This is a genomic window from Geodermatophilaceae bacterium NBWT11, assembly GCA_014218215.1.
Classification (GTDB): domain Bacteria; phylum Actinomycetota; class Actinomycetes; order Mycobacteriales; family Geodermatophilaceae; genus Klenkia.
The window spans coordinates 107,272-124,083 of the sequence record CP043652.1 but is presented as its reverse complement, the minus strand read 5'-3'; the positions used below and the strand labels follow the sequence as shown (position 1 = coordinate 124,083).

Here is a 16,812-nt window from a genome sequence, read left to right as displayed (position 1 = left end):
AGCCACCCGGCCGAGCGGCTCAGGTCAGGTCGACGCCCAGGTGGTCGGCCAGCACCCGGACGACGAGGTCGTGGTCGGCCCGCTGCGGCAGCCCGGACACCGCGATCGTGCCCACGCACCCGGTGCCGCGCACCAGCACGGGGAACGCCCCGCCGTGCGCGGCGAACCGGTCGGGGTCCAGCCGGGACCCGGCCTCGAAGCTGGTCCCGCCCTGGCGGAACTGCTCGCCGATCAGCAGCGAGGAGTGCCCGAACCGGTCGACGACGGCGCACTTGCGCTCCAGCCAGGCGTCGTTGTCCGCCGACGCGCCGGGCAGCGCGGTGTGGAACAGGCGCTGGCCGTTGCGGCGCACGGAGATCGCCACCGGCAGCTCCAGGCCCAGCGCCGTGGCCCGCAGCGTCGAGCCCACCGTCCAGGCGGTCGACTCGTCGAAGCCGTCGAACACCAGGCGGTGCTCCTGCTCGCGCAGCTGGTCCAGGAGGGTGGTGGGAGCGGTCATCGCTGCAGTCTGCCGGGTGCCGCTGCGCCCCCCGCGTGGTCCATGATCACGCGATGGACGTGAAGCTGGAGCTCGTGCCGGTCCCGGTGTCCGACGTCGACCGGGCGCTGGTGTTCTACCGGGACGGCCTCGGGTGGCACGTCGACGTCGACCACGCGATGGACGGCGGTGTGCGGATCGTGCAGGTGACCCCGCCGGGGTCGGGGTGCTCGATCGGCTTCGGCACCGGCCTGGACCTCTACCAGGGCACCCCGGTGCGGGGCGTGCACCTCGTCGTCGCCGACGCGCACGCCGCCCGGGCCGAACTGGTCGGCCGCGGGGTGGACGTCACCGACGTCACCGACGTCGGCGGCGGGGTGCTGATGGCCTCGTTCGCCGACCCCGACGGGAACGGCTTCCTCCTGCAGGAGATGCCCTGGCGGAGCGGCGACGCGTTCTGAGCCGTGTGATGCTCACCCCCAGTAGTCCCTGTCGTGCAGCGTCGCGTGACCACCGGAGGAACACCTGATGACCGACGACGAACCGGTACCGGTGTTCTTCCTGTCCGACAGCACCGGGATCAGCGCCGAGACGATGGGCAACGCGCTGCTCATCCAGTTCCCCGACGTGCACTTCGAGCGCACCCTCATCCCGTTCATCTCCACCGTCGAGCAGGCCCGCGACGTCGTCGCCCAGCTCGACGCCGCGATGGAGGGCCCGGTGAAGCCGCTGGTGTTCACCACCGCCGCGGTCGACGAGGTGCGCGAGGAGCTGCTGCGCACCACGGCCCCGATCATCGACTTCTTCGGCATCCACATGGCCCGGGTCGAGGAGCAGCTGGGCTCCCGCGGGCTGCGCGAGGCCCGCCGGCTGCACGGGGTGGGCGACGTCCGGCGCTACAACGACCGGATGGCGGCCATCGAGTTCGCCATCGAGCACGACGACGGGCTGGGCTCGCGCGGACTGGAGCGGGCCGACGTCGTGCTGCTGGCGCCCTCACGCTGCGGCAAGACCCCCACCGCCATGTACCTGGCCCTGCAGCACGGGCTCTTCGTGGCCAACTACCCGCTGGTCGACGAGGACCTGGAGACCACCGACCTGCCCCGCCCGGTCAAGGACCTCGCCGAGCGCTGCTTCGGGCTGACCACCACGGTCTCCCGGTTGTCCCGGGTCCGGCAGGAACGTCGTCCGGACTCGACGTACGCCAGCGAGGACCAGTGCCGCTGGGAGCTCCGCCGCGCCGTGGACATGTACGACACCCACCACCTGCCCACCGTCGACACCTCCGCGGCCTCGGTCGAGGAGATCGCCGCCGTCGTCATCCAGACCCTCGCCCGGCAGCGACGTCGCGCCGGGACCGCCCCCCGTCGTGGAAGGACCACCAGCCCATGAGCACCGACACCACCACCGGCGAGACCGTCCCGGCCGTGCCCGACGACGCCGACAACGTGCGCTGGTTCGCCGACCTGGGCCTGGCCGACCTCGAGGTCGTCGGCGGCAAGAACGCCTCCCTGGGGGAGATGATCAGCAACCTGGCCGACGCCGGGGTGAGCGTGCCCGACGGCTTCGCCACCACCGCCGCGGCCTACCAGCGCTTCCTGGGCGACACCGGGCTGGCCGACCGGATCAACGCCCAGCTCCGCGAGCTGGACACCGACGACGTCCGGGCGCTGTCGGCGGCGGGCAAGCAGATCCGGCAGGCCGTGGTCGACCAGCCGTTCCCGCCGGCCCTGGAGGCCGACATCCGCACCGCCTACGAGGAGCTCGTCGGCGACGACGCCGAGGCCTCCTTCGCCGTCCGCTCCAGCGCGACCGCCGAGGACCTGCCCGACGCCTCCTTCGCCGGCCAGCAGGAGACCTTCCTCAACGTGCGCGGCATCGACGCCGTGCTCCAGGCCGTCCGGGAGGTCTACGCCTCCCTCTACAACGACCGGGCCATCGCCTACCGCGTGCACCACGGCTTCGCCCACGCCGACGTGTCGCTGTCGGCCGGCGTGCAGCGGATGGTCCGCTCGGACGTCGGTGCCTCGGGCGTGTTGTTCACCATGGACACCGAGTCCGGCTTCCGGGACGCGGTGTTCGTCACCTCGGCCTACGGGCTGGGCGAGGGCGTCGTGCAGGGCGCGGTGAACCCCGACGAGTTCTACGTCTACAAGCCCGCGCTGGCCGCCGGCCGCCCGGCGATCCTCAAGCGCGGGGTCGGGGACAAGGCGACCAAGATGGTCTACACCGAGCACGCCGAGGTGGGCCGGACGACGGAGTTCGTCGAGGTCGCCCCCGCCGACCGGCGACTGCTGTCGCTCACCGACGACGAGGTGCTCACCCTCGCCCGCCAGGCGGTGAAGATCGAGGAGCACTACGGCCGCCCGATGGACATCGAGTGGGGCAAGGACGGCGTCACCGGGGAGATCCTGATCCTGCAGGCCCGCCCGGAGACGGTGCAGTCCCGCACGGGGTCCACCACCGAGCGCTACCGGATGACCGGCAGCGGGACGGCGGTCGTGGAGGGCCGGGCGATCGGTCAGAAGATCGGCGCCGGCGCCGTACGGGTGCTGTCCGACATCGAGCAGATGGACGGGTTCACCGCCGGCGACGTGCTGGTGGCCGACATGACCGACCCCGACTGGGAGCCGATCATGAAGCGCGCCTCGGCGATCGTCACCAACCGGGGTGGCCGCACCTGCCACGCCGCGATCATCGCCCGCGAGCTGGGCATCCCCGCCGTCGTCGGCACCGGCAACGCCACCCGGGCGCTGTCCGACGGCCAGGAGGTCACCGTCTCCTGCGCCGAGGGCGACACCGGGCTGGTCTACGAGGGCCTGGTCGACTTCGACGTCACCGAGACCAAGCTCGACGAGATGCCCGACATCCCCACCAAGATCATGATGAACGTGGGGACGCCGGAGCAGGCGTTCGCGTTCTCCCGGCTGCCGCACTCGGGGGTGGGGCTGGCCCGGCTGGAGTTCATCATCAACCGGCAGATCGGCATCCACCCCAGGGCCCTGCTGGAGCTGGACACCCTCGACGCGCCGCTCAAGGCCGAGATCGAGGAGAAGATCGTCGCCTACCCCTCGGCCCGGGACTTCTTCGTCCAGCGGGTCGCCGAGGGCGTCTCGATGATCGCCGCGGCGTTCGCCCCGGAGCCGGTGATCGTGCGGATGAGCGACTTCAAGAGCAACGAGTACGCCAACCTGCTCGGCGGGGAGGCCTACGAGCCGCGCGAGGAGAACCCGATGCTGGGCTACCGCGGCGCCTCGCGGTACCTGTCGGCGGACTTCGCCGAGTGCTTCGCGATGGAGTGCGAGGCCCTGCGGTACGTGCGCGACGAGATGGGCCTGACCAACGTCAAGATCATGATCCCGTTCGTGCGGACCGTGGCCGAGATCGAGGGCGTCATCGAGCTGCTGGCCTCGCACGGGCTGCGCCGCGGGGAGAACGACCTCTCGGTGGTGATGATGTGCGAGCTGCCCTCCAACGCGCTGCTCGCCGACGCCTTCCTCGACCACGTCGACGGGTTCTCCATCGGCTCCAACGACATGACCCAGCTGGTGCTCGGCCTGGACCGCGACTCCTCCCTGGTCGCCGTCAGCTTCGACGAGCGCAACCCGGCGGTGCTCAAGGTGCTGGAGATGGCGATCGCGGCCTGCCTGGCCCGCGACAAGTACGTCGGCATCTGCGGCCAGGGCCCCAGCGACCACCCCGACCTCGCCGACTGGCTACTCGAGCAGGGCATCGGCTCGATGTCGCTGAACCCCGACACCGTCGTCGACACCTGGCTGCACCTGGCGAAGACCGCCGCCGCCAAGGCCTGACCCCGGCTTCGATCAGCTCCGACGACACACGTGCGTCCTCCTCCACCGGGGTCGGTGGAGGAGGACGCACATTGGTCGTCTGAGCTGATCAACGCCGAGGGGGACGGCGGGTTAGAGCTGGGGCTGGCGGTACGGGTCGTGCTCGGCCAGCAGGCGCTCCAGGCGGGCCTCGTCGAGGCGGGACATCACCGTGGAGCCCTCCTGGGCGTCGCGGATCACCTTGGCCAGGGTGAAGGCCGAGGTGACGACGAACAGCCCGGTCATCGCCAGGAAGGCCCGGGCCCAGGCGTCGATGGGCAGGTAGAGGATGCCGACCATCAGGCCCACCGTGCTGATCCCGAACGCCAGCGCGGCCTGGGCGAAGAAGGCCGAGGTGTTCTTGTTCTTCATCGGGTTGCTGCCGCTCATGGTCCGCTCCGTCCACCGGTGGGCGCCCTGTGCGCCCGCTGGGGTCCACCGTGCCCGCGGCCGGGACGCCGGGGGACCGCAGCACCACGGGGGTCCGCTGAGTGGCGTTACTCACTTTCGGGGGTGGTGGCCACATGCGCACCCGACGAGGGTGGGTGAGCCGGCCCCGGCCGGACCCTGTGCAACGACGCGCGAAGGAGCTCCCCTGTGAAGACCAAGGCCGCGGTGGTCTACGAGACCGGCAAGCCCATCGAGATCGTCGAGCTGGACCTGGACGGCCCGCAGGCCGGTGAGGTGCTCATCCGCTACACCCACGCGGGGCTCTGCCACTCCGACGTGCACATCTCCCACGGCGACCTCGAGGCGCGGCTGCCGATGGTCCTGGGCCACGAGGGCGCCGGGATCATCGAGGAGGTCGGCCCCGGCGTGACCCGGGTGGCCGTCGGCGACCACGTGGTCTGCTCCTTCATCCCCAACTGCGGGGTCTGTCGCTGGTGTGCCACCGGCCAGCAGGCCATCTGCGACATGGGCGCGACGATCCTGGAGGGCTACCTGCCCGGCGAGCGCTTCCCGTTCACCGGCCCCGGTCCGGTCAAGGACTACGGCGCGATGTGCATGCTCGGCACGTTCAGCCAGTACGCCACCATCCACCAGAACAGCGTGGTCAAGGTGGAGAACGACCTGCCGCTGGACAAGGCCGTCCTGGTCGGCTGCGGTGTGCCCACCGGCTGGGGCTCGGCGGTCAACGCCGCCGACGTGCAGCCCGGGGAGACCGTCATCGTCTCGGGCATCGGCGGCATCGGGATCAACGCCGTGCAGGGCGCCCGCTACGCCGGGGCCAAGAACCTCATCGCCATCGACCCGCTGGAGAACAAGCGGGAGAAGGCCATGGAGCTCGGCGCCACCCACGCCGTCGCGACGTCGGAGGAGGCCGGTGAGCTCGCCCGCCAGATGACCAACGGCAACGGCGCGGACAAGACCATCGTCACCGCCGGCCTGGTCACCGAGGAGATCGTCACCGGCGCGTTCGACGCCACCGGCAAGGGCGGCACCGTCGTCCTGACCGGGCTGAACAAGCTGTCGACCCAGAACGTCAACCTGCCGGGGTCGATCATGACGCTGTTCAAGAAGACGGTGAAGGGCTCGCTGTTCGGCGACTGCAACCCCACGGTGGACATCCCGAAGATCCTGGGGCTCTACCAGAGCGGGGACATCAAGCTCGACGAGATCATCACCCGCACGTACACGCTGGAGCAGGTCAACGAGGGCTACGAGGACCTGCTCAACGGCAAGAACGTCCGCGGTGTGCTGGTGCACGACCACTCGTGAGCCAGCTCTCCACGCTCCCCGGCCCGGACGCCACCGCGTCCGGGCCGGGTGATCCGGTCACCCCGGTCGTCGGCCGGGCCCGCGAGGTCGAGCTGCTCGTGGCCGCCCTGGACTCCGGGGCGCACGTGGTGCTCGAGGGCCCGCCCGGCACCGGCAAGACGACCCTGCTGCGGGCGGTCGCCGAGGAGGCGCACAGCGCGTTCGTCTTCGTCGAGGGCAACGCCGAGCTCACCCCGGCCCGGCTGATCGGGCACTTCGACCCCGCCCAGGTGCTGGAGCACGGCTACGGCCCCGAGACCTTCGTCGACGGCCCGCTGGTCGAGGCGCTGCGGCTGGGCGCGCTGCTCTACGTCGAGGAGGTCAACCGGATCCCCGAGGAGACCCTCAACGTGCTCATCACGGTGATGAGCGAGGGCGAGCTGCACGTGCCGCGCCTGGGTCGGGTCGCCGCCGCCCGGGAGTTCCGGCTGGTCGCGGCCATGAACCCCTTCGACGCGGTGGGCACCGCGCGGATCTCCTCGGCGGTCTACGACCGGGTCTGCCGGATCACCATGGGCTACCAGGGTGCCGACGACGAGGCCGCGATCGTCGACCTCAAGGCACCGGCGCTGGACGAGGAGTGGCGCACGCGGGTGGTCGCGCTGGTGCGCGGCACCCGCGAGCACGCCGACGTCCGGGTCGGCTCCTCGGTGCGTGGGGCCATCGACCTCACCCGGTTGGCGGTGTCCCTGGCGGGCCGCCGCGGTGTGCCGACGACCGACTGGCACGTCGGGCTGGACGCCGCCCTGGTCGCCCTCTCGGGCCGCATCCGGCTCACCGAGTCGTGCACCCGCTCGCCGGAGGCCGTCGTCCGGGAGCTGTACGAGGCCCAGTTCGGCGCCGAGCCCACTCCCGACACCGACGACGACACGAGCGACGACGAGGGCGGTGGTGCGCCGGGGGGAGCGTGAGCCCGCCACCGGCGGGCCCCGCACCCGGCGCCGACCGGCCGGCCCGGCCACGCTCGCGGCCCGGTGACCGGACGACGCCGCGCAGCGAGCTGGCGCGGCGGTCCTCGTTCGCGGAGATCTCCCCGGAGGTCGGGGTGCTCGACGCCGACGCCTTCGACGACGCGCTGGCCGCCGACCCCGACGACGCCCTGGCGCTGCTGGCCGAGATGGCCGGGGCCACCGACGAGTCGCTGCGCGCGGCCGCCCGGCGGCTGGCCGGCCGGATCGTGCTCGACCGGGCCCGCCAGGGCCCGCCCCGCGACCGGGGGATCGGCAAGCTGCGCGCGGTGCCCGCCGACCGTGGGGGCGACCTGGACCTGGACGCCTCGATGCCGGCGATCGCCGACGCCCGGGCACTGGGCCGGGCGCCGGCGCTGGACGAGCTGACCGCCCGCGCCTGGGCCCGTCCGGAGCTCGCCGTGTGCCTGCTGGTGGACGCCTCGGGCTCGATGGGCGGCGCCCGGCTGGCCGCGGCTGCGCTCACCGCTGCGGCCTGCGCCTGGCGCGCGCCGGGGGACTGGGCGGTGCTGTCCTTCGCCCGCGGGGTCACCGAGCTGCGCACCATCGGCTCGGCGAGCCCGCCCACCGACGTAGTCGACCGGGTGCTCCGGCTGCGCGGGGACGGCGTCACGGCCTTGTCGGCGGCGCTGAGCGCGGCGGGGGAGCAGCTGGGCCGGTCGCGGGCGGCCCGGCGGGTGACCGTGCTGCTCTCGGACTGCCGGGCCAGCGACGACGTCGACCCGGTGCCCGCGGCGGCCCGGCTGGACGAGCTGGTGGTGCTGGCCCCGGCCGACGACTGCGACCAGGCCGCCGAGCTGGCTGCCCGGGTAGGCGCCCGCTGGGCGCCGATGCAGGGTCCGGCCGACGCGCCGGCGGCGCTCAGCGAGCTGCTGACCCGCTAGTCCCGCGGCGGCCGGGCGTGCGGGGCCAGGCCCAGCACCGCCCGCGTCTCGGCGATGGTGGTGGGCCGGGTGCCGAGGTCGGCGAGCAGCTCGACCGCGCCGCGCACCAGTTCGACGTTGGGCGGCGTCCCGGGGCCGGCGAAGTCCTCCAGCCCGACCCGCAGGTGGCCGCCCCGGCGCACCGCGTGCTCGGCCAGCCCGCAGGCGACGACGTCCCCACCGAGCACGGCCACCGACCACGGGAGCCCGCTGGGCTCCAGCAGCTCGAGGTAGGCCTCCAGTGCGGTGGGCGTGGGCGGCAGCCCGAACTCCAGCTCGCCGCCGAAGTACAGCTTGACGATCGCCCCGGCGGGCAGTCGGCCGTGCCGCTGCAGGGTGAGCGCGGTGCGCAGGAAGCCGGGCTCGAAGACCGAGATGCTGGGGGCGGCCCCGAGCGCCGCCGTCCGGGCGCACATGTGCTCGGTGTCGGCGGTGCTGTTCTGGTAGGGCCCGGCGGCCGCCGCGGGTGGGCACGTCCCGTCCGACAGCAGCCCGAGGTCCACCGAGCCCGGGTCGACCAGCGTCATGCCGCCCAGCCGCCGACGGGCGAGCTCCTCGACGTGTCCCCATCGGTCCTCGACCGCGATGCCCCGGGCCCCGGCGGCCATCGTGGGGTAGAGCAGCACGTCGGGGTGGGCTGCGAGCACCGGTGTCCAGGCCTGGACGTAGGGCTCGACGGCGTGCACCCCGGTCTCGGTGAACATGGTGTCGTCGGTGTGGTGGTGCCCGATCGTCGCCCCGAGCTCGATGCAGGCCAGCAGGTCCCGGCCGACCTCGAGCGGTGTGCGGGGCACGTGCGGGTTGACCGACGGCGGCGTCGAGCCGTTGACCGCGACTTCCAGGACCACCGGTGCAGGCACGGGCCGATCCTGGCAGCAGGAGGGCCCGGCGGTCGGGTCGACCACCGGGCCCTGCTGTCCGTGCTGTCGGTCAGGCCCGGCCGGCAGGCTCCGGCGCCTCGTGCCGACCGTGCTCGGCGGCCGCCGGCCGCGAGGTCTCCAGCGCGCTGCCCTCGACGTCCAGGTGCGGCAGCCAGCCCAGCCAGCGCGGCAGCCACCAGGCCCGCTCGCCCAGCAGGGCGAGCGCGGCGGGCACCAGCACCATCCGGACGACGAAGGCGTCGAAGAGGATGCCGGCGGCCAGCGCGAACGCGATCGACTTGATCGTCGCGTCACCGGCCGGCACGAACCCGGCGAACACCGAGAACATGATCAGCGCGGCGGCGACCACCACCGGGGCGGCGCGGGTGAAGCCCAGCCGCACCGCGTCGACGGCCTTGGCGCCCTGGGTGTGCGCCTCGTGCATCCGCGACACCAGGAAGATCTGGTAGTCCATCGCCAGCCCGAAGAGGATCCCGATCACCAGGATCGGGGTCAGGCTGATCAGCGGACCGGTGGAGTCCAGGTTGACCAGGCCGGACAGCCAGCCCCACTGGAAGACCGCGACGGTGGCCCCGAGCGAGGCGCCGATGGTGAGCAGGAAGCCCAGCACGCCGATCAGCGGCACCAGGATCGAGCGGAACACCAGGATCAGCAGCACCAGGGCCAGCCCGACGACGAGCACCAGGTAGACCGGCAGGGCGGCGTCCAGGCTCTGGGCGACGTCCACGCTCACCGCGGTGGCACCGGTGACGGCGGCGTCCACCCCGTCGGTGTCGGCGAGCAGCCCGCGCAGGTCGGCCACCAGGGTCTCGGTGGCCTCCGAGGTGGGCCCGGACTGCGGGATGACGGTGAGCAGCGCCGCGGTGTCGTCGGCGTTCGGGATCGCCGGGGTGACGGTGGCGACGTCGGTGAGCCCGGTGATGGCCGGGGCCAGCGCGGTGGCCTGCTCGGCGGCACCGGCGCCGTCGAAGAACACCGTGATCGGGCCGAGCAGGCCCTCGCCGAAGCCGTCGGACAGCAGGGCGTCGGCGCGGGCCTGGGAGGTGCCCTCGGCCGGGGTCTGCACCAGCGTGGTCTGCATCGAGAAGAACGGGATCGAGACGACGCCCAGGGCGAGGACCGCGGTCAGCAGCGAGAGCACCCGGTGCTTGGTGACGGTGCCGATCCAGCCGGCCAGCGCGCGACCCTCCCGGGCGGGCACCAGCTCGGCACCCTCGGCGGCGCCCCGGTGCTTGCGCGGCAGCACCCGGCGGCCGAGCAGACCCAGGACGGCGGGCACCAGGGTCAGCGCGACCAGCACCGCGACCAGGATGGTGGCCGCGGCGGCCAGGCCCATCTGGGTCAGGAACGGGATGCCGACGATCGACAGCCCGGTCAGCGCGATGACGACGGTGAGCCCGGCGGTGACCACGGCGGACCCGGCCGTGCCGACCGCGGTGGCGATCGCATCCCCCACGCTCGAGCCCCGGGCGAGTTCCTGCCGGTACCGGCTGACGATGAACAGCGCGTAGTCGATCCCGACCGCCAGGCCCAGCATCGCCGCCAGGATCGTGGTGGTCGAGGACAGCTCGACGAAGCCGGTGACGATGGTGATGCCCAGGACGCCGACGCCGACCCCGACGATGGCGGTCAGCAGGTTCATCCCCGCGGTGACCAGCGAGCCGTAGGTGACGGCGAGGACGACGAGGGCGACGACGACGCCGAGCACCTCGGCGATGCCCCCGATGTGGAACGGGGGCTGTGCGGCGTCCCCGCCGACCTCGGCGGTCAGGCCGGCGTCGCGGGCGGTGTCCAGGGCGGCGGCGAGGGCGTCCTGCTCCTCGACGGTGACCTCACCGGGGCCGACGTCGTAGGTGACCGTGCTGTACGCGGTGGTCTGCTCGGCGTTGACCGTGGGCTGGGCCGGGTCCAGCGGGTTGCTGGCCGACACCACGCCGGGCTGCTCGGCCAGGTCGGCGACGAGCGCGGTGACCACGGCGGCGTTCTCCGGGGTGGTCAGCGTCTGCCCGTCCGGGGCCTGCAGGACGACGCGGGCGGTGGCCCCGTCACCGGTGCCGCCGAACTCCTCGCCGATCCGCTCCAGTGCCCGGGTGGACTCCTGACCCGGGATGGAGAAGGAGTTGGTGGTGGTGCCGGCCAGGGTGACCGCGCCGACGCCGCTGAGCAGCAGCACCAGCACCCAGGTCAGGACCACGGGGAGTCGGCGGCGGTAGGAGAACGCGCCGAGGCGGGACAGCAGGGCAGCCATGGGGTCAGGCCTCCATCGAGGGGTGGGCGGGGGTGCGGGTGGAGCGGTGTCCGAGGGTGTCGAGCGCGGTGGCGACCATGAGCGGGCGCCATGCGGTGGTGAGGTCCTCCTGGACCGCGGCCAGGGCGAGGACGGCCAGGCCGGCGAGCGCGCCGATCACCCGGACGACCCGCTCCGGGTCGGTGTCGGCGACGGCCTCGGGGTCGACCCCGAAGGCACGCATCGCGGCCGCGGCGGCGTCGGTGGGGTCGTGCTGGCCGGGGTCGGCGGTGATCGGGGTGAGCAGGAGGGAGACGACGCCGGGGTGGGCCAGGGCGATGTCCACCACGACCTCGACGGCGCGCCGGTCCCGGTCGGGCCCGGGCGGCAGGCCCTCGACGGCGTCCAGCAGCCGCCCGCCGAGTGCGTCGGACTGCGCGAGGACGGCGTCGTGCAGCTGCTCCTTGCTGGGGAAGTGGTGCAGCAGGCCGGCCTTGGACAGCCCCACGGCGTCCGCGACGTCCTGGACGGAGGTCTTGGCGAACCCCCGGCGGGCGAAGATCGCCGCGGCGCGGTCGAGGATGCCCGCGTCGATCTGGTGGCGGAACGGTCGTGTCACGGGGACGACGGTAACCGCTGCCGACCGATCTGGTCGGCTCACCGACCGATCTGGTCGGTGGGCTTGCTCACCCCCGGACGGGGCTCCACGCACGGGTGGCCACGGAGGTGCCGACGGCGGCGAGGACCTCGGCGGCGGCGACCGCGTCGGCCGGGGTGGCGCCCCCGCTGCGCCCGGCCAGCACACCGGTCAGGAACGCCGCGCACTCGGCGACCTTGGTGTCGTCGAAGCCCAGCCCGTTCCCGGCGCCGGGCTGGAAGCGGGCGAAGACGCCGTCCCCGGGCACCGAGGTGGTCGTGGTGGCGAACCGGTCGGTGTGCCCCTCGCCGGCGCAGACCACCAGCTCGGCGGGACGGCGGAAGTCCCAGGCCAGGAACCCGCGGTCGCCGTGCACCTCGAACCCGTAGTCGTTCTGCTTGCCGACCGCGACCCGGCTGGCCTCCAGGAACACCATCGACCCGGCGACGGTGCGGGCCAGGAAGGAGACGTGGTCGTCGTTCTCCACCTCGCCGGTCGGGCCGCCCACCACGGTGTCGAACTGGCTGGCGCCCTCGGCGGCCAGCGGGCGCTGCCGGATGAACCGCTCGGTGTCCGCGACCACCTCGCCGACCTCCCCGAGCAGGAAGCGGACCAGGTCGACCCCGTGCACCGCGAGGTCGCCGAGCACCCCGGTGCCGCCCTGCGCGGTCTGGAACCGCCAGGTCAGCGAGCCGGCGGGGGAGGCGGCGTAGTCGGTGAGCAGCCGCACCCGGGTGTGCCGGACGGCGCCGAGCGCGCCGTCGGCGATCAGCTGCCGGGCCCGCGCGACCGCCGGCACCTGCCGGTAGTTGAACCCCACCGTGGCGCAGACCCCGGCCGCGGCGACGGCGTCGGCCACCGCCCGGGCGTCGGCCACGGTCAGCCCGACCGGCTTCTCGATCCACAGGTGCTTGCCCGCCTCGGCGACCGCCACGCCGATCTCCCGGTGCAGTGCGTTGGGCGCGGTCACGCTCACCACGTCGACCTCGGGGTCGGTGAGCACGTCGCGCCAGTCGGCGGTGGAGCGGGCGAACCCGTACCGGGCCACGGCGTCCTCCCGGGCAGTGGCCACCGGGTCGGCCACGACGACCAGCCGCGGGCGCACCGGCAGCTCGGGCCAGTGGTGGGCCAGCCGGAGGTGGGCCCGGGCGTGCAGGTGGCCCATCCAGCCGGCGCCGACGACGGCGACCCCGATCGTGTGCGGGCGGGCGGGCTCCTGGGGGGCGCTGGTCACGGGGTGTGAGCCTGGCACGTCACCGGGCGCGGGGTCGTAGCGTGCTGCTGTGCCGACCACGACCGACCCCCGTCCGCTCCCGGGCCCGGTGCGGGTGGCCGTCATCGGCGCCGGCGTGATGGGGGCCCACCACGCGGCCCGGCTCGCCGGGCACGTCGCCGGGGCCCGGGTCACCGTCGTCGCCGGCGGGTCGGGTGCGGCGGCGCTGGCCGCCACCCTCCCGGGCTGCCGGGTCGAGGCCGACCCGTACGCCGCGATCACCGCCGAGGACGTCGACGCCGTCGTCGTGGCCGGCCCCGACGACACCCACGCCGGGTACGCGCTGGCCTGCCTGGCCGCCGACCGGCCGGTGCTCTGCGAGAAGCCGCTGGCCGACACGGTCGAGGCCGCCGCGGAGGTGGCCGCCGCCGACGCCGCGGTGGCCGCCCGCACCGGCCGGTCGCTGGTGCAGGTCGGGTTCATGCGCCGCTTCGACCCCGACTTCCGCGCGCTGCGGACGACGATCGCCGACCGGGAGCTGGGGGAGCCGCTGCTGCTGCACTGCGTGCACCGCAACGCGAGCAGCCCGCCGCGGGCCACGACCGACCTGATGATCACCGGCTCGGTCGTGCACGAGGTGGACACCGTCCGCTGGCTGCTGGGCGAGGAGGTCACCGCGGTCACCGTGCACCGGCCGCGGGCCACCCGGCACGCCCCGGCGGGGGAGTCCGACCCGCTCCTGGTGCTGCTGGAGACCAGCGGCGGCCGGCTGGTCGACGTCGAGTGCTTCGTGCGCACCGGGGTCGGCTACGAGGTGCGCACCGAGCTGGTCGCCGAGGACGGCAGCGTGCTGGTCGGGCTGCCCACCGGCCCGGTCCGGCAGACCCCCGGGCACCGGGGGACCGCGGTGCCGGCGGACTACCGGACCCGGTTCGCTGCGGCGTACGACCTGCAGCTGCGGGCCTGGCTGGACGCCGTCGCCGCCGGACGCGGGGTGGCCGGACCCGGTGCGCGGGACGGACTGGCCGCCGCGGTGGTCTGCGCGGCCGGACTCCAGGCGCTGGCCACCGGTCGTCGGGTCGAGGTCCCGGCGCTGCCGGCATGAGCCTCGTCGAGGCCCTGCGGGCCGCGGGGCTGACCGAGGTGGAGGACGGGACGCGCCGGCGGGCCGAGTACAGCTCGGACGCCTCCAACCACCGCGTCGTCCCCACCGCGGTCGCGTACCCCCGGCACACCGACGAGGTGCTCGCCGCGCTGGCGGTCTGCCGCGAGCTGGGCGCGCCGCTGACGATGCGCGGCGGGGGCACCTCGATCGCCGGCAACGCCATCGGCCCCGGCCTGGTGCTGGACACCTCCCGGCACCTGACCCGCATCCTCGCCCTGGACCCCGAGGCCGCCACGGCAACCGTGCAGCCCGGCGTGGTGCTCGACGACGTGACCCGCGCCGGTGCCCCGCACGGGCTGGCCTACGGGCCGGACCCCTCGACCCACTCCCGGGCCACCTTCGGCGGCACGATCGGCAACAACGCCTGCGGGGCGCACGCGATGAGCGCCGGGCGGGCCGCGGACACCGTGGTCGCCCTGGACGTCGTCACCGCCGCGGGTGACCGGTTCACCGCCGGACCGGGCTCGGCCGGCCCGGTCGACCTCTGGCCGGTGGTCGACGGGGCGCTGGCCGCGATCCGCACCGGGTCCGGGCGCTTCCACCGGCAGGTGTCGGGCTACTCGCTGGAGCACCTGCTGCCCGAGCGGGGCCGGCACGTGGGCCGGTTCCTGGCCGGCAGCGAGGGCACCCTGGCCGTCCTGCTGGGGGCGACCGTCTCCCTCGCGCGGGTGCCGGCGGCCACCGCCCTGGTCGTGCTGGGCTTCCCCGACATGCCGGCGGCCGCGGACGCCGTCCCCGGCCTGCTGCCGCACGCCCCGCGCGCGGTCGAGGGCCTGGACGCCCGGCTGGTCGAGGTCGTCCGCGGCCGCAAGGGCCAGGACGCCGTCCCGGACCTGCCGCGGGGGGACGGCTGGCTGTTCGTCGAGGTCGGGGGCACCTCGCCTGCCGACGCCGCGGACGCCGCGCGCCGGCTCGCCGCCGACGCCGGGGCGCTGGACTCCCTCGTCGTGACCGGCGCGGACGCGCTCCGGCTGTGGCGGATCCGGGAGGACGGCGCAGGCCTGGGCGGGCGCACCCCCGCCGGCGCCCCGGCCTGGCCCGGCTGGGAGGACGCCGCCGTCCCGCCCGAGCACCTGGGCGCCTACCTGCGGGACTTCCGCGGCCTGCTGGACGCCCACGGGCTCGACGCGCTGGTCTACGGGCACTTCGGGGACGGCTGCGTGCACGCCCGGATCGACTTCCCGTTCGCTGACCGGCCCCGGGTGTACCGGGAGTTCGTCACCGCGGCGGCCGACGTGGTCGCCGGGTACGGCGGCTCGGTGTCCGGCGAGCACGGCGACGGCCGGGCCCGCAGCGAGCTGCTGCCCCGGATGTACGCACCCGAGCTGATCGCCGCCTTCGCTGCGGTCAAGCACGCCTTCGACCCGACCGGGCTGCTCAACCCCGGGGTGATCACCGACCCCGAACCGCTGGACGCCACCCTCCGGGTGCCCGCGGCCCGGGCGCTGCCGTCGCGGGTGTTCACCCTGCCGCACGACGGCGGCGACCTGTCGGTGGCCGCGCACCGGTGCGTGGGCGTCGGCAAGTGCCGGGCCGACGCGACGGCCACCGGCGGCGTGATGTGCCCGTCGTTCCTGGCCACCCGGGACGAGAAGGACTCCACCCGCGGCCGCGCCCGGGTGCTGCAGGAGGCCGCCAACGGCACCCTGGTCGGCGGGCTCGCCGCCCCCGAGGTGCTCGAGTCGCTGGACCTCTGCCTGTCCTGCAAGGGCTGCGCCTCGGACTGCCCGGCCGGTGTGGACATGGCGACCTACAAGTCCGAGGCGCTGCACGCCCGGTACCGCCGCTGGTGGCGGCCGCGGTCGCACTGGTCGCTGGGCTGGCTGCCGGTCACCGCGCGGCTCGTCGCCCGCGCGCCCCGGCTGGTCAACGCCCTGCTGGGGACGACGGCCGTCGCCGCGCTGGCCCGGGCCGCCGGCGGCATCGACCCCGCCCGGCCGCTGCCACGGTTCGCCGAGCAGACCTTCCGCGCCTGGTTCGCCGACCGCCCGGTGCGCACGGGCGGCGACCCGGTCGTGCTGTTCGTGGACACCTTCACCGACCACTTCACCCCCGCGGTCGGGCAGGCCGCCGTGGCCGTGCTGGAGGACGCCGGGTTCGCCGTCCGGGTCACCGAGCCGGTCTGCTGCGGGCTGACCTGGATCTCCACCGGCCAGCTCGACACCGCCCGCAGTCAGCTCGCCCGCACCGTGGCCGCCCTCGACGTCGGGCTGCCGGTGGTCGGGCTGGAGCCCTCGTGCACCGCGGTCCTGCACGGGGACGCCGAGGAGCTGGTGCCCGGCGAGGCCGCGGCCCGGGTCGCCGCCGCCACGCACACCCTGGCCGAGCTGCTGGCCACCCGGCCCGGGTGGTCGCCGCCGGACCTGACCGGGGTGCACGGGGTCGCCCAGCCGCACTGCCACCAGCACGCCGTCCTGGGCTGGGAGGCCGACCGGGCACTGCTCGCCGCCGCCGGGGCCGACGTCACGGCGGTGGGGGGCTGCTGCGGCCAGGCCGGCAACTTCGGCGCCGAGGCCGGGCACCACGCGGTGTCCGTCGCCGTCGCCGAGACCGCGCTGCTGCCCGCCGTCCGCGCCGCCGCCCCGGGTGCGACCTTCCTGGCCGACGGCTTCAGCTGCCGCACCCAGCTCGACCAGGTCGGCGGCGTCCGCGGCGAGCACCTCGCCGAGCTGCTGGCCGCCCGGCTGCCCGCGACCGGGGCACGGGATGCTGTGCGCTGACCGACACCCCGT

General features: G+C 74.6%; 14 protein-coding genes. 8 read left to right on the top strand and 6 right to left on the bottom strand.

What is annotated here, in order from left to right; all coding sequences use genetic code 11:
* Nucleotides 1-19: 19 nt before the first annotated feature.
* On the bottom strand, nt 20-499 hold the full coding sequence (locus tag F1C76_00650; GenBank protein ID QNG35313.1) for a heme-degrading domain-containing protein: 480 nt from the start codon (nt 497-499) through the stop codon (nt 20-22).
* A 53-nt stretch (nt 500-552) separates the two neighbouring features.
* On the opposite strand from F1C76_00650, the gene F1C76_00645 reads away from it, so the two are divergent.
* The 3 genes from F1C76_00645 (at nt 553) to ppsA (ending at nt 4,290) form a co-directional block, all read left to right on the top strand.
* On the top strand, nt 553-939 hold the full coding sequence (locus tag F1C76_00645; protein QNG35312.1) for a glyoxalase: 387 nt from the start codon (nt 553-555) through the stop codon (nt 937-939).
* Between the two features lie 67 nt (nt 940-1,006).
* The gene (locus F1C76_00640) at nt 1,007-1,870 is read left to right on the top strand and encodes a kinase/pyrophosphorylase (protein ID QNG35311.1); all 864 of its coding nucleotides are present in this window, start codon (nt 1,007-1,009) and stop codon (nt 1,868-1,870) included.
* Nucleotides 1,867-4,290 (top strand): phosphoenolpyruvate synthase, encoded by a 2,424-nt coding sequence (ppsA, locus tag F1C76_00635; protein QNG35310.1) that lies wholly within the window; start codon nt 1,867-1,869, stop codon nt 4,288-4,290. The genes F1C76_00640 and ppsA overlap by 4 nt, the downstream gene beginning before the upstream one ends.
* A gap of 111 nt (nt 4,291-4,401) precedes the next feature.
* On the opposite strand, the gene F1C76_00630 is transcribed toward ppsA, so the two are convergent.
* A complete protein-coding gene (locus F1C76_00630; GenBank protein ID QNG35309.1) occupies nt 4,402-4,698 on the bottom strand; it encodes a hypothetical protein in 297 nt (98 codons plus the stop codon).
* Between the two features lie 207 nt (nt 4,699-4,905).
* Here F1C76_00630 and F1C76_00625 point away from each other — a divergent pair, with 207 nt between their 5' ends.
* The 3 genes from F1C76_00625 (at nt 4,906) to F1C76_00615 (ending at nt 7,918) form a co-directional block, all read left to right on the top strand.
* The gene (locus F1C76_00625) at nt 4,906-6,027 is read left to right on the top strand and encodes an NDMA-dependent alcohol dehydrogenase (protein ID QNG35308.1); all 1,122 of its coding nucleotides are present in this window, start codon (nt 4,906-4,908) and stop codon (nt 6,025-6,027) included.
* Nucleotides 6,024-6,977, top strand: coding sequence for a MoxR family ATPase (locus F1C76_00620; protein QNG35307.1), 954 nt, complete (start codon nt 6,024-6,026; stop codon nt 6,975-6,977). Before F1C76_00625 ends, F1C76_00620 begins: the two co-directional genes overlap by 4 nt.
* 206 nt (nt 6,978-7,183) lie before the next feature.
* Nucleotides 7,184-7,918, top strand: coding sequence for a VWA domain-containing protein (locus F1C76_00615; protein QNG38903.1), 735 nt, complete (start codon nt 7,184-7,186; stop codon nt 7,916-7,918).
* Here the strand turns inward: F1C76_00615 and F1C76_00610 are convergent.
* From F1C76_00610 to F1C76_00595, 4 genes are all read right to left on the bottom strand, one after another.
* On the bottom strand, nt 7,915-8,805 hold the full coding sequence (locus F1C76_00610; GenBank protein QNG38902.1) for a 3-keto-5-aminohexanoate cleavage protein: 891 nt from the start codon (nt 8,803-8,805) through the stop codon (nt 7,915-7,917). The two genes, F1C76_00615 and F1C76_00610, sit on opposite strands and share 4 nt — an antisense overlap.
* 82 nt (nt 8,806-8,887) lie before the next feature.
* Entirely contained in the window at nt 8,888-11,086 is a 2,199-nt protein-coding gene (locus tag F1C76_00605; protein ID QNG35306.1) for an MMPL family transporter, read from the bottom strand.
* Nucleotides 11,087-11,090: 4 nt separating this feature from the next.
* On the bottom strand, nt 11,091-11,684 hold the full coding sequence (locus F1C76_00600) for a helix-turn-helix transcriptional regulator (GenBank protein QNG35305.1): 594 nt from the start codon (nt 11,682-11,684) through the stop codon (nt 11,091-11,093).
* Nucleotides 11,685-11,751: 67 nt separating this feature from the next.
* Entirely contained in the window at nt 11,752-13,041 is a 1,290-nt protein-coding gene (locus tag F1C76_00595) for a Gfo/Idh/MocA family oxidoreductase (protein QNG35304.1), read from the bottom strand.
* Here F1C76_00595 and F1C76_00590 point away from each other — a divergent pair.
* Nucleotides 13,025-14,020, top strand: a complete 996-nt coding sequence (locus tag F1C76_00590) for an inositol 2-dehydrogenase (protein QNG38901.1) — start codon at nt 13,025-13,027, stop codon at nt 14,018-14,020. The two genes, F1C76_00595 and F1C76_00590, sit on opposite strands and share 17 nt — an antisense overlap.
* A complete protein-coding gene (locus tag F1C76_00585; GenBank protein QNG35303.1) occupies nt 14,017-16,800 on the top strand; it encodes an FAD-binding oxidoreductase in 2,784 nt (927 codons plus the stop codon). Before F1C76_00590 ends, F1C76_00585 begins: the two co-directional genes overlap by 4 nt.
* Nucleotides 16,801-16,812 lie beyond the last annotated feature (12 nt).

Excerpts from the sequence above, each read along its gene's own strand:
- F1C76_00645 (QNG35312.1), top strand. The coding sequence starts at position 553 with ATGGACGTGAAGCTGGAGCTCGTGCCGGTCCCGGTGTCCGACGTCGAC.
- F1C76_00630 (QNG35309.1), bottom strand. The coding sequence starts at position 4,698 with ATGAGCGGCAGCAACCCGATGAAGAACAAGAACACCTCGGCCTTCTTC.
- F1C76_00595 (QNG35304.1), bottom strand. The coding sequence starts at position 13,041 with ATGACGGCCACCCGCACCGGGCCCGGGAGCGGACGGGGGTCGGTCGTG.
- F1C76_00615 (QNG38903.1), top strand. The coding sequence starts at position 7,184 with ATGGCCGGGGCCACCGACGAGTCGCTGCGCGCGGCCGCCCGGCGGCTG.
- F1C76_00640 (QNG35311.1), top strand. The coding sequence starts at position 1,007 with ATGACCGACGACGAACCGGTACCGGTGTTCTTCCTGTCCGACAGCACC.
- F1C76_00650 (QNG35313.1), bottom strand. The coding sequence starts at position 499 with ATGACCGCTCCCACCACCCTCCTGGACCAGCTGCGCGAGCAGGAGCAC.
- F1C76_00585 (QNG35303.1), top strand. The coding sequence starts at position 14,017 with ATGAGCCTCGTCGAGGCCCTGCGGGCCGCGGGGCTGACCGAGGTGGAG.
- F1C76_00605 (QNG35306.1), bottom strand. The coding sequence starts at position 11,086 with ATGGCTGCCCTGCTGTCCCGCCTCGGCGCGTTCTCCTACCGCCGCCGA.
- ppsA (QNG35310.1), top strand. The coding sequence starts at position 1,867 with ATGAGCACCGACACCACCACCGGCGAGACCGTCCCGGCCGTGCCCGAC.